10 protein-coding genes are annotated in these 12,922 nt (G+C 61.4%); 2 read left to right on the plus strand and 8 right to left on the minus strand.

The genetic code is table 11. From position 1 onward, the window contains the following. The first annotated feature begins 52 nt into the window (after window positions 1-52). The gene (gene proC / locus NKI61_RS09895; protein WP_352839266.1) at window positions 53-868 is read left to right on the plus strand and encodes a pyrroline-5-carboxylate reductase; all 816 of its coding nucleotides are present in this window, start codon (window positions 53-55) and stop codon (window positions 866-868) included. 67 nt (window positions 869-935) lie between these two features. Here proC and NKI61_RS09900 read toward each other — a convergent pair whose 3' ends face one another. The 6 genes from NKI61_RS09900 to NKI61_RS09925 form a co-directional block, all read right to left on the minus strand. Further along, window positions 936-1,835, minus strand: coding sequence for an MBL fold metallo-hydrolase (locus tag NKI61_RS09900; protein WP_352839299.1), 900 nt, complete (start codon window positions 1,833-1,835; stop codon window positions 936-938). A gap of 269 nt (window positions 1,836-2,104) precedes the next feature. Further along, window positions 2,105-2,497: a type II toxin-antitoxin system VapC family toxin gene (locus tag NKI61_RS09905; protein ID WP_352839268.1), complete on the minus strand. Its 393-nt coding sequence runs from the start codon at window positions 2,495-2,497 to the stop codon at window positions 2,105-2,107. Further along, window positions 2,497-2,739: a type II toxin-antitoxin system VapB family antitoxin gene (locus NKI61_RS09910; RefSeq protein ID WP_023689347.1), complete on the minus strand. Its 243-nt coding sequence runs from the start codon at window positions 2,737-2,739 to the stop codon at window positions 2,497-2,499. The genes NKI61_RS09905 and NKI61_RS09910 overlap by 1 nt, the downstream gene beginning before the upstream one ends. A 71-nt stretch (window positions 2,740-2,810) precedes the next feature. Continuing rightward, on the minus strand, window positions 2,811-4,133 hold the full coding sequence (locus NKI61_RS09915) for an NAD(P)H-dependent oxidoreductase (protein WP_352839269.1): 1,323 nt from the start codon (window positions 4,131-4,133) through the stop codon (window positions 2,811-2,813). Window positions 4,134-4,285: 152 nt separating this feature from the next. After that, window positions 4,286-5,680: a multicopper oxidase family protein gene (locus NKI61_RS09920; protein ID WP_352839270.1), complete on the minus strand. Its 1,395-nt coding sequence runs from the start codon at window positions 5,678-5,680 to the stop codon at window positions 4,286-4,288. Between the two features lie 182 nt (window positions 5,681-5,862). Next, complete coding sequence (locus NKI61_RS09925) at window positions 5,863-9,732, minus strand: caspase family protein (RefSeq protein ID WP_352597383.1); 3,870 nt, start codon at window positions 9,730-9,732, stop codon at window positions 5,863-5,865. A 581-nt stretch (window positions 9,733-10,313) separates the two neighbouring features. Between NKI61_RS09925 and NKI61_RS09930 the strand changes: the two genes are divergently transcribed. Beyond that, window positions 10,314-11,219, plus strand: a complete 906-nt coding sequence (locus NKI61_RS09930) for a hypothetical protein (protein ID WP_352797312.1) — start codon at window positions 10,314-10,316, stop codon at window positions 11,217-11,219. A gap of 398 nt (window positions 11,220-11,617) precedes the next feature. On the opposite strand, the gene NKI61_RS09935 is transcribed toward NKI61_RS09930, so the two are convergent. Then, complete coding sequence (locus NKI61_RS09935; RefSeq protein ID WP_352839271.1) at window positions 11,618-12,355, minus strand: hypothetical protein; 738 nt, start codon at window positions 12,353-12,355, stop codon at window positions 11,618-11,620. A gap of 118 nt (window positions 12,356-12,473) precedes the next feature. After that, on the minus strand, window positions 12,474-12,902 hold the full coding sequence (locus NKI61_RS09940; RefSeq protein ID WP_352839272.1) for a hypothetical protein: 429 nt from the start codon (window positions 12,900-12,902) through the stop codon (window positions 12,474-12,476). Window positions 12,903-12,922: the final 20 nt, after the last annotated feature.

Raw genomic sequence — 12,922 nt, forward strand, 5'->3', positions numbered from 1 at the left:
TCCCGTCTGCCCGCTAGCGTCTAAGGAGAACCCTTGTCTCGGAGGGCTCTCAATGACGATCAGGCTTGTTCTCGCCGGTTGCGGCAATATGGGTTACGCCATGCTTGCGGGCTGGCTGAAATCCGGCAAGCTTGCCCCGCAAGCCGTGTTCGTGGTCGAGCCCAATGCCGAATTGCGCAAGCGCGCCGAGCACCTCGGTTGCAGTGTCGCCGCGGACGCGAACTGGATCCCCGCCGACGCAGAGCCCGACCTCGTCGTCATCGCCGTCAAGCCGCAGGTGATCCGCGACGTCACCGCCGCCTACAAGCGCTTCGGCGACGGCAGGACCACCTTCGTCAGCATCGCCGCGGGCACGCCGGTCGCCACCTTCGAGCACATACTCGGCCATCTCGCGCCTGTTATCCGCTGCATGCCCAACACGCCGGCCGCGATCGGCAAGGGCATGATGGTGGTCTATTCCAACCCGCTGGTGACCGACGACATCAGGCGTTTCGTTGCCGAGCTGCTGTCGGCGAGCGGTGTGGTGACGACGATCGACGACGAAGGCCTGATGGACGCGGTGACGGCGGTTTCGGGGTCCGGTCCGGCCTACATCTTCCATTTCATCGAGGCGCTTACGGTTGCAGCCGAGAAGGCAGGGCTGCCGACCGAGACCGCCAGGCTGCTGGCCATGCAGACCGTCTATGGCGCTGCTGCACTCGCTGCCGAAAGCGGCGAGGAGCCCGGCTTCCTGCGCCAGCAGGTGACCAGCCCCAACGGAACCACGGCAGCCGCCCTTGCCGTGCTGATGGGCGAAGACCGGCTGACGAAGCTGCTGACCGAAGCAGTCGAAGCGGCACGGCTGCGGTCGGTGGAATTGGGGAAGTAAACCGTTCGCGATACGTCAGGGCTGTAGGTGGCCCGTGTGCTCCTGCCTTAGCCCCGGGCCAACCGCATCAGCCCCACTTCATTTCACCCTTGGCGACCTTTGCTCCCAGTTCCAGCGACGAGACGTCAAGAAGATCAGGATAGCGCCGCTTCATCGCCGCAATCAGTTCCACGCTGGATTTCGATTTCCCGGCTTCCTCGTTGAAGGCTTCGAGGTAGGCGCGGGTGAATTCCACGGCCGCAAGACCGTCCGGCGCGCCGGCTACCTGATGGGACGGCACCACGATTTTGGGTTTGCGCGCCGTGATTTCATCAAGCGCAGCAATCCATTTTTTACGGTCGTCTACGGTTGGCTCGTCGGCAACCCAGACATGCACGCCCGACGAGATCAGCACGCCGCCGAACACCGCTTCAAGGCTGGGCACCCAGAGATACCGGCGGTCTTTCAGATCGGCGACGGTGACGATCTCGATCTTGTTTCCTTCGATTTCAAGTGAGGTGATATCGGAAGCCTCGGGAATGACGACATCCGCCAGAACCTTCGGTCCATTGTCCTTGAGCTGCGGGCTCCAGACATCGAGCTTGCCTTGAACATTGGCTTTGATCGCCGCCACCGTTGCGCCGGCTGCGATGATCTTGGCGCCGGGGAATGCATCCGCGATGGGACGCAGGCCAAAATAATAGTCAGGGTCGCTGCAGCTGACGTAGATCGTGGTCAGAGTCTTGCCCGTCGCCTTGATCGCATCCGCGACCGCACGGCCATCCGACAGCGTAAATCCGCCATCGAGGAGGATGGCTTCCTTCTCACCGGTCAGCAGCACCGGCGTGCGGCGGAAACCCTTCTCGTCAGCCTGAAAATAGGTCCATCCCAGCTTGCCGGCAGCCTTGGCTGCAAAAGCCAGAGGCTGAAGCATGGCAACCATGCCCGTTGCCAGAAGGGTTTTCATCGTCTCGCGTCTTGTCCAAATGGTTTGCAAGATTTCAATCCTCAATGGGGGTTCAACTGATCGAGATTGGCATCTCGGCATCGTTTGAAAAACCCGGATCAAAGAGACAGACTGTATGAATGGATCATACAATGGCAGCCGATGGTCTGCGTCGTCAGCACGAGCGCAATGATCAGGCGTGTTGCGCGAGCAGGTCAACAGCCCATGGCGCGAGCGCGGCAGCATTTGGCCTGCTGGGCGGGAGCGGCTGACGAAGCTGCTGGCCGAATCGTGGAACTGGGGGAGTAGGATCAGGCCAGATCGGTGTGGGAAAAATCTTTCCCTTTGTATAGCAAGGGCATCCCACAGCTTTTTGCCGAGGCATATGACAGGCAGTCAGCGAGATTGAGCTGAGCCGGGTGGCCGCGACCTTTGCCATAGTTCGAAAAAGCCTGGATCGCGAGCTTGGCATCACCGATTTCGATCGGAACCACCTCGATCTCGGCCTCACGCAGGAACTCCTCTATCGCCTTTTCGGCGAAGAGCGGCTCCACCACCAACTTCGATGAAAGCCGGATCGCCGCTTCGAGCACGACCAGCGGAGATGTGATCCGTATCGAGGCCTGCCCGATCCGGCGGCTCCAATCGGCGGCGTCTTCCTCTCCGGCGAGGACAGCGATCACCACCGAGGTGTCGATGAACATCAGGAATGTCCCCACATCTCGTCGATCTCATCCTTGGTCAAATCCCTGCCACCGCTTCCCGCCTTGGCCTTCAGATCGTTCGATATGGCGGCCAGCCGCTCAGCTAGCGGAACTCGTTCACGTTCGCGCTGAAGCTCGGATTCGAGCGCTTCGATCACCGCTTCGGTCAAGGAAATCTTTCGCTTTTCGGCAAGCTGCCGGGCGAGGTCACGGGCGCGCGGGTCTCTGATCTGGAGATTCATTCTGGAAGCCTCCGTTCGCTGTCACTACAATATAGTGATCTTGTCATGACAAAGCCAGAGAGCTGGCCTGTTCATGCCATCTCAGCCCCGTAGAGCATATCATCCTGCAGCTTCCGCAAAGCGAACAGCCTGGTAGTGCGGTCGGGCGTAGCATTGTCGGCGGTGAGCAGTTCGCCCTTCCTCACCGGTTTCAGCACCTTGCCGCCTTCGAGCAGGCCGACCGGCACTGCCAGATTGGCGCGCGCCTCTTCGACGGTCATGGTCCAGGAGCGGTAGCAAGTCTCGCCGATGGCATCGAAAGTCTCGCCCATGGCGAGATCGCGCTTGGCCACCGCGCAGACCTCGGCGACCGGCCTCGGCAGCGGCACCATGTCTGGCCGGCCATAGAGCATGATGCGCGCCGCGGTCAGCGGCACTTCCAGCGAGGTCAGGTGATACGGCCGGAAGAAGCTGTAGTAGGGGCCGTGGCCTATGTGCAGGTCGTCCATGCGCTCGACGATGCGCGGATGCGTCGCCTCGACGATGACGAACACGCCGGGCGCCACGCCCTTGCCGATGGTGTAGTCGACAACGCCCTTCTTCGACAGGATGCCGCCATCCGCCTTCGGGATGAGCACATTGGCCAGCTGATCGCGGTCGGCCTTTGGGCCGTGCATGCCGGGAACGTCTGGGACCAGCCCGGTGGCGTTGGCGATGGCGCACATTTCGACCATGGTTTTGGAACCGTCGACGAATTCGACCAGCATGCGCGGGTTCATGTTGCGGCGGATCGCTTCCTCGCGATAGTCGTCCGGAACGGCATCGTGGTTGAGCGGGTTGTTCTTGCCCTTGCCAGCCGAGACGATGGTGTAGCCGAGCGCCGACGCAAATTCGATCAGCTCCATGCAGCTCGACGGCTCGTCGCCGGCGCCGACCGAATAGACGACGCCGAGCCGGTCTGCCTGCTGCTTGAGGTAGCAGCCGATGGTGACGTCGGCCTCGACATTCATCATCACCAGATGCTTGCCGTGCTCCATCGCCTTCAAGTCGAAATCGGCGGCGACACCAGGCTTGCCGGTGGCGTCTATCACGACGTCGATCAGCGGATTGGTGACCAGCATCTCGTTCGTGGTAATGGCGATTTTGCCCGCCTCGATCGCCGCGGTGACTTTCGAGCCCCTGTCCGCCTCGACCGCCATCGCCTCATCGCCATAGGCGATGCGGATGGCGTCACGGGCGGTGTGCGGGCGGCGTGTCGAGATGGCCGCGACCGAGATGCCGGGCATCAGCATGCCTTGCGTGACCAGGTCGGTGCCCATTTCGCCGGAGCCGATGACGCCGATGCGCACCGGGCGGCCCTCGGCGGCGCGCCTGGCGAGATCGCGGGCCAGTCCGGTCAGGGCGACATTGGTCATGCAAGCGTGTCCACGGCTTCTTGATTGCAGGCGGGAATAGCAGGGAACGGCCCCGCTTTGCCAACGAAACCAGCGGACGGCGGCAATTTCTCCGACAACAGGCCCGGCAGGTGAGGCCAACCCCGGTAGAGGCTGATTGACCCGCCTCGGCGTCAAACCACCCTGATATAGCTCGTCATGCCGGTTTTCTGATGTTCGATGATGTGGCAGTGCAGCAGCCAGTCGCCGGGATTGTCCGCGACGAAACCAAGCTGAACCTTCTCGTTGGGCTGCATGAGATAGGTGTCGGAGATGACCGGCTGAACCTGGCGCGTCGAAGACGACAGCACCTTGAAGCTCATGCCGTGCAGATGCATGGGATGCGATTGCGGCGTCAGGTTTTCCAGGTCGATGACATAGCTTTGGCCGAGCTTCAGCTCGGCCAAAGGCGCGGTCGGGTCCGGCGTGTCGCCGGGCCACGGCACCTTGTTGATGGCCCAGAAGGAGTAGCCGAGCGTGCCACATATGCTGTCGCTCGGCACGTTTTCCGCGGTGGCGCTGAGCGAGAGCGCGATGTGTTTCGCGCTGGCGAGATCCACCTCCGGCACCGGGTTCGCTTCCAGCGGTGCGAGGTCGCGCAGGTCGCGCTTAAGCGAGCTTCCGGTAGCGCGCAAGGTGGCGAGGACCTTGGGTTTGGTGCCCCTGATGTCGCCCAGGCTGACGATCGCGCCCTCCTGGTCAGGCATGCGGATGGCGAGCTCCATGCGCTGCCCCGGTCCGAGCAGCAAGGCATCGGGCGCAAAACGCTGCGGCACCGGATTGCCGTCCAGCGCGATGACCGCGGCCTCCCCACCCTCGACGCGAAAGGCGTAGATGCGGGTGACATCGGTGATGGCGACCCGCAGCCGCACCAACCCGCCGGCCGGCGCGTCGAATTGCGGCTGGTCGAGCCAGTTGGCGGTGCGCACCGTGCCATAGGTTCCGGTTTTTGCGGCATCGCGCGGCCGGAATTGCTGGATGAACTGCGCGTCGTCGCCGAGGCGCCAGTCGCGCAGGTTGACGACGGCTTCGGCGTCGAATTTTGGATCGTTGGGGTTCTCGACCACGATCACGCCGGTGAGGCCATGGCCCATCTGCTCCAGCGTGTTGCAATGCGGGTGATACCAGAACGTGCCGGCGTCGGGCGGGGTGAAGGCGTAGTCGAAATGATCGCCGGTATAGACGTAAGGCTGAACTAGGAAGGGAACACCGTCCATCTTGTTTGGAACGCGAATGCCGTGCCAATGGATGGTCGTCGGGTCGTCGATGGCGTTGACGAGACGCGCGGCAAAGGGCTCGCCTTTTTTCATCCGCAGTACAGGCGGCATGCCTGATTCACCATACGTCAGGACATCCCGGGTCTCGCCCGCATCCATGAACCTGGCCTGGATCTTTGCCGTCTTGAGCACCACCGGCTCAGGTGTGACAGCTGCCCAACCGCTGAGCCTGGTCATTGCTGCCAGCCCGACGCCGCCACCGCCGGCAACCGCAGCCGTTTTCAGAAGCCCGCGGCGGGTGAATAGGGTCATCTGGCGCTCCAACGGAATATGATTACCTGTCGTCCTGAATGACGGGTGGCGACCGGCGCACAAGCCGATACTGCCACATCGCATCTCTGTCATGCCATGGCGAGCCGGTGACATCTGCTTGCGCAACAGCGTGAACGCTGGCGTGCCCACCATTCGCCCGCATCCGGGAGCGCGGGCTCGGATTAATGCAACTCGGCCAGCAACGCCTGTGCCTCGGCGAGGTTCTTTTCGGAACCGGCGGCGAGATCGTCCATCTTCTTGTCACGGAAGATGACGAGCGCGTCCTGGCATGCGGCGATCGCTTCCTGTGCCATCGCCTTGTCCTTGTGGGCGGCGCCCAGATCGACCAGCACGTCGCACAGGCTGTCCTGCGTGAAGGCGACAGCCGGCACCGAATTGATCTTCTTTTGCACCACGATCGCCTCGCGCAGGACCAACACCGCCTCCTCGAAATGCGCGACATTGTTTTCGGCGCGGCCGGCCATGGTCAAGGCATAGCCCATCTCGTTGCGCGCATTGGCCCAACGTTCGGGATCGCGGTCGCGACCGAGCTGCTCGGCAAGCGCCCGGTTGACGACAATCGCCTCCTCGTACAATTCAGCCGAAGGCTCGCGGGCCGCGATCATGCTCAGCGTCTGCGCGAGACTGGTCTGGTTGGTGATCCAGAGATCGGGATCGCGGGCGATCGTTCGCACCGTGGCGAGGTCGCGGTAGATCTGAGCGGCTCGTTTCAGCTTGCCGACATCGTTCGCCCAGTAACCAAGACTCGACAGCCCGCCGGCGAGATTGTTCTGATTGTTCTCCCAGACAGCCAGCGCATTCTCGCGCGTTACCACGCTGAGCGCTGCGTCATAGGCGGCAATCGCGCGGGTGAGCAACTCGACGTCCTTGCCGTCCGCGGCCATCAGCAAGGCATTGCCGATATCGCCCTTGGTGCGCGCCCATTGCATGCGGTTGGGAAAACCGTCGTAGATCCGCGCTGCCGTCTCGAAGCTCTGCACGGCCTTGGCGTAGAACGTGGCGTCGCCACCAATCCGGCCCTGGCTGTAGACGGCAAAGCCGAGGTCGTAATTGATATTGGCCCACTCCTCCGGGTCGGCGTCCTTGGAGTAGGCGGGGAGCGCGGCTTCCAGCATGTCGGCTGCTTGCGCCAGCAAGTCCAGGTTGGATGTATCGTCGCCCAGGATCGACAGGGTCTGGCCGAGCACGCGCCGCGTCTGGCCGATCTCCGTGACATCACCGCCTTTCGTCTGCCCGTCGAGCGCCGCCCGCAGCGCGTCGACCGATTGCTGCAGCAGTTGATCGTCAGAGGCCAGCTTGCCTGACATCATCAACGCGCAGCCGAGGCGGAATTCCGTCTTGGCCCAATTGGCTGGGTCCTTGTCGCGGGTGCGAACCCTGAGCACCTGACCGTAGACATCGATCGCCTGCCGCAGGGTCGAGATGTCCCCCGCGCGTTCGCCCCAGTTCGATAGCGTGCCTGCAAGGCTGTAACCAATCGAAGCGAACTCGCCCGGCGCGGCGGTTGCGGTATAGACCTCCCATGCCTGACGATACGCGGTCACCGCCTGAATGTAGTAATCGGTTCCCGTATCGAGATCGCCGAGCGTGTCGTTGACCGATCCCAGATTCTGCTGCAGCGAAGCCCAGTCAAGCGGCAGTTTCTCACGCGGATATTCGGACAGAGCGGCCTGGTACGCGGTGGCTGCCTGCAGCAGCAGTTCCTTGTTCTTCTGCTTGGCGCCGAGGCGCTGCAAGGCGTTGCCCAGCGTCAGCTGGCCGTTCGCCCAGCTCGCCGCGGCGTGCTCGCGCGTCCGAACCGAAAGCGCTGCCTCCGCCGCCTCCCGCGCGCGCTGCAACGCGGCGATATCGCCGTTGATCTCGCCGATCGACTCGAATGCGGTGCTCAAATTGTTCTGGATCGTCGCCCATTGCGCCGGCGCGCGTTCCCTGGTCATCTCCTCAGCCGCCGCCTGGAAGGCCGCGACCGATTGCTCAAGCGTCGGTACATCCTTTTCGCGCGCGCCGAGGCTCGCCAGAACGACACCCAGATTGATCTGGCTCAATGCCCAGTCGAGCGGTACGCGATCCCGGCGATATTCTGTCAGCGCGGCGCGATGCGCCGATATCGCTGCGCGAAAACTGTCCGATGTGGTCTGGCGTTCGCCGATCTCGGACAGCACGATGCCGAGATTGTTCTGCGTCGCCGCCCATTCAAGCGGCAGTTTTTTCGACGACTGTACCTCGAGCGCCGAGCGGAAGGCCGCGACTGCCCGCTCAAGCAGTGCCGTCCCGTTCTCGCGCTGGCCGAGCCGCCAGTAGACCGTGCCCAGATTGCCATAGGTCGATGCCCAGTCGTCAGGGTAGGCGTCATGCGTATAGACGGTCAGCGCCTGCTCATAGGCGGCAGCTGCCTTGTCGAGGTTGTCGCGGCCGGCTTCCCGTTCGCCCAAAGTAGCAAGCGTGGCGCCCATATTGTTCTGGGTGGCCGCCCAAAGCAGCGGCAACTTTTCGCGGGTGACATAGGTCAATGCCTGTTCATAGGCTGTCAGGGCCTGGGCGAGATACGCATTGTCGCCGGAGAAGTCCCCTTGTTCCGACAGAGCGTTGGCCTCTGCCGCCTTGTAGTAGAACGCATCTTCGTCGCTCCATTTCGCGGCCTGCTCATAGGCCTTGGCGTAGTCCTGAGCCGCCTCCTTGAAGTTGAAGGAAATCTCGTAGGTTCTGGCGCTGCTGGCGAAAACCTTTGCGAATTCGAGCCGCTTTGCCTTCAGCTCGGCCTCGGCCTGGTCGACCGTAGACGAAAGTTCGCCGATGCGGGCCTTGGCCTGCTCGTTGAATTTCTGCGCCGCTTCGAGCGCGCCTTCCTGAACCGCCTGTTCGGCGAGTTTCGATAGCCTGGCAATTTCGGGGTCCGGGTTTTTCAAAGTCTCGCGTTCGGCCAACACGTGTTTCAGCCGTTCGGTCTGGCCACGCAGCAGCTTGTCGAGCTCAGCCGGATCCTTGGGTATGTCGACCCCGAGCGCCTTCAGCATGGCGTAAAGCCCATCCATCGGCACCTTGCCGTCACGCGATATGGTTTCGATCTGGCGGCGCTCCGGATCGGGTAGCGTCGAGATGGTCAGCAGGAGCTGGCGCCGCTCCCTGAGGATTTCGCCCTCATCGCCTTTCGGTGCCTCGGCGGGGGTACCGAAATAGAGCAGCCGGCGCAGGCTCTCATTGACCCAGGGCCGCTGCTGGCCGTTGGTCTTGAGATAGACCTCCTCGCCGATCATGCGCAGAACGGTGCCGAATTCCTCGCCGCCCATCGTGTCGATGTGGCGCAGGATCGCTGCCGCATAGGGGCTGTTGCCATCGGCCGGACCGTCCAGCGCAACCTTGCCGGGCTCGGCGGCAAAGGCGATGACCTGGCCGAGGCTGCCGTCGACCGAGCCCTTGGCGTCGGCGCCGCCCTTCAGGGAAACCACGCCGCGCGTTTCCCCGAGACCGCCGGCGCCGATCGGCTTGCCTTGGTCGCCCGGCGCCAGCTTCAGGAGCGTGCCCGGCGGGAACGGATCGTTGCGGCAGGCGTCCAGCAGAACGATGGTGACCGGCACCTTGGCCTTCAGTTCGGCGACGATGGACGACAGCGGCACCAGCTTTTCGCCGGCATTGTCGAGCGCCGAGATATCGGCATCGACAGGGACCAGATAATTCTCGCCGCCGGCTTCGATGCCGTGGCCGGAATAGTAGATGATGGCGACATCGGCGCCCTCGGCATCGTCGACGAAGCCTTCGAGATCGCGCCGCAATTTGCGCGCGTCGCGGTTGGTGGCGACATTGGTCTCGAAGCCGAGCCTGTCGAACATCTCCTCGATGGCGCGGGCGTCGTTTTCCGGATTGGGCAGTTTGCCGACATGCTGGTAGTCGGACTGACCGATGATGAGCGCGACGCCTTTCAGCGCCTTCGGCTCTTCAGCCAAAGCGGGGCCAAACGCGCATAGGCACACCAGTGCTGCGGCAATTGCCGCGCACATGCGCCCTGTCGCACCTGCCGTTCGCCCAAAGAGCATTCTCTACCCCAAAACCCGACGCTATCTTCCGCAGGCGAGATGGCATCATGATGGCCGGCCGATGGCAAGTCCTTGGGCGAGCTGTGTTCTTGTCGTGGATATGCGTACGAGGAGGCTGGCTTTCAGCGTGCGAGCGGTAGTGTTCAGCATGCCGGATACGGCCAGACCGGCCTGTTCGTGAGTTGACAGGTCCGGACTTGTTGAGCAGTCGTCCGGCCCCGTAGAGCCTCTTTCTCTCAATGTTTCCGGGCGAGGCGCCACGGTTGGATGCGCGGGATTGGCACTTTTGCGTCAGCCGGCTTTTTTGGTCGCAACGAGACCCGGACTTCGCGACTGCATCTTTTTAAATCAAAGGAATGAACTGGTGCTGCGAGAGAGGATTGAACTCACGCACCATCCGCATAACAATCTGAATCTATTAGTCTTTTTCCTACCTCTATAGGCGCCTGTGTACCACTCCAGTGTCTAGTTCGCAAGCATTACTAGATTCGGCATAAGCGCTCCCCGTCCTGTATGACCTCAATCGACAATGGTGGCGGACACGCCTTAAGCGGGCACTGCGACTGACGAGGGCAGTTGTCTTGAGTGTCGTCATTTGTTTTGATGAGGATAACTGGCTTGTGGCGGGAAACATGAATCTTCTTCAACGGCGTCGGAACGTTGTCCGGGCTCTAGAGCGTGAGCTTCCAAGCAATTTTCAGATTGTTAGAGAACCAGATCATCCACTTCTGATTCGCGGGCCAGACATTCTTGTAGGCAGTGACAGAGGGCTTCTATGCGTTTTCTTGCCAAGCAGCGATGAGAGGTCGAACAATTCATCGTTGCAGACGAGGCTGATTCTGTCGCGTTTGGCACTGCCGCCCGCTACTTGCAATGTCTTGGTACTCGAAGGAGAACCCGATCAGCCTTTAGGCGACAGGTTGGGGCGCGATTTTTCTGAAGTCCTTTCCCTCGCTGAGAGCAAAAGGCTTGTGGCGCTGTCCAGGGAGGCGGCCGTCATCGGCGAGAGAACTTTTTTGCCACATGAAATCATGGTTGGAGCAAGAGCCAAATTCGCCGACTTATTTCAGGTAACGCGAACAATGCGTTGGGTAGAACAGCGTCGCCGGAAGGACAACGATCTTCTGGCCCAGCGCGTCAACGTCAGTAAGCCAGCACGTCGGTTGGACACACGTTACCTTGCAGAAGATGTCGTGGTTGCCGAGTTCGGTGAAGGTCGAATATCAACCAACAGCGTAGCGCCCTTGGTTAAACGACAAACCGAGTTGAGTTATGTACTCGACGGGGGGGTGCCGTATCCAACCGGCGACGCGCCGTACGGCCTCGCGTTGGTCGAGCAACTCCCAACCTATCGATCCGATCCTGACAAGATCTTGCGGGCCGCCGCTTTCGCTGGGTGGGCCTTCGTCGAGAGTGACGAAGAGCTGGATCTTCTCAAGCTCAGTGGAAACCTGTCCAATCGCCGGCGGAGCCAGAAGTTCAAATGAGTGGTAGGTCAAATCGGGTCCGTACGCTCAAAGCAATCACTGCGGGGGCACAAGCCCGAATTGCAAATGCGAGTCTAAACCCTGTGTTGCAGGAACTGGATGAAATAACTGGGTCGTCCAGAGTTTCGCCTGTGCGCCGGCGCCATTTGCAGCAGATTTTTCATAGCCTTCGTGCCCTTGAAAGCGCCTTGAAAGCAGTTTCAGCGAGTCACGGGCTCCCGCTCACGCGCTCTCTTGGCGACCTTTTCCATCAAATGCGAGCGCTGCCGCAGACCCATCAAGCTCATTTGGATGCAAATAGCTTTTCTCGGTTCCAAGGATCGCTGCGAGTGCAACGGAACCACTACATGCATACCGCGAATGCGTTTCCAAGGACTGAGCGAGAGACCAACCAACTGCTAAGCGAGATCGATACGTGCTTCGCTCTTCTTGTCCGTTGAGTTCACCGGCACCTTGAGCTTTCCGACTTTTGAACTGAGTAGCGACACAGCCCCGTCAAGGTCGCGGCCAAGATGGCGCAGAAGCCGCCCCCGCGATCTTGGGTAAACGTGCAACTCCGTAGCGTCTGGCCCATCGCCCCAACTTTTATGCGAGCCAGACGCCATTTTGTGGACGAGCTTAGCGGCTTGGACGTGTTTGTATTCAACCTTGGTCTCAGCCTTCGGGTCCGCCGCGATTATCATTTCTACGGCGAGCCATGCAGCCACGACACGGCGGGGGTCAATCATCGCTTTGCGCAGCCTCGCCCAGGCGGCTTTGGCTCGCACCTCAGGCGACAATCCTCGAAGCCTGAACGCCTCTATGTGCGGCCCTGCAGTACGGTAGAGCGTCTCCACGCGGTCGACTGCGTTGCGCACCCATCGATCCTCGGCGTTCGCCTCCAGCCAAGCGAGGGCTGCCTTGCGATAAGGCGCGAGTTCCTTGGCGGTGTAGGAGCGCTTGTAAGGGCTGCCGTGGCGGGAATAGTGGTCGGAGTGCTGACGGCAAAAGCGCGTGTCCAGGCCATCGTCGGTGCCAGCTCTCGCGGGCCTGTCGCATCCGACGACACGGCAGCGCGTGAACATGTGGCTTGGCTCTGCAGCTCGGGCTTTGACCTCACTCTTGCGCTCGCGCTTCGTGATCCAATTCGTGCTCAATCTCGAGTCCCTCTATGGTGAGCTGTGGGTTTCCACCCGAAGGGGATAGGCAAGGCTTTACCTGGGGAGATCAGGGAGAGAAGAGAGAAGAGATCATCCCCTCTTCGAGTCATCCCCTTCATGCTTCCACCGTTACAGTGCCTTCCACATGGGCATATCGATGAAAGGTATCGAGCATGATTTCCTTGGCAGTGGAGACAGCATAGGCCGGGACCATCACAGCGTCGTGGATCGGCAGCGCCATGATGCCTTGATCCTTCAGCGTCAGTAGCACCCCGACCATGATCTGGCTTTCGATGAACTGGGCATCGTGCCCGAGACCACGGTGGAAGCAGTTCCTGATCATGGGGTGCTTCGCCTCGATTGCCTCCACCACATCCCCGACCTTGTAGCTCCGGGAGAACAGCCGGCGCGTTCCCTTCGGGAAGCGGTTCAACGTGTCTGAAGCGAAGATCATGGCGCTCATGACCTTCTTGATCCCGGGCCGGTTCAAGCCGTAGCCCCAGATGTCATAGAGGTCCTCAAATGGCGGCTTGTGACCTGCCATGCCGTAGAGGATGCGTGGTC

Origin of the sequence: Mesorhizobium sp. M0514 (genome assembly GCF_040321145.1) — a bacterium.
Taxonomy (GTDB): Bacteria; Pseudomonadota; Alphaproteobacteria; order Rhizobiales; family Rhizobiaceae; genus Mesorhizobium.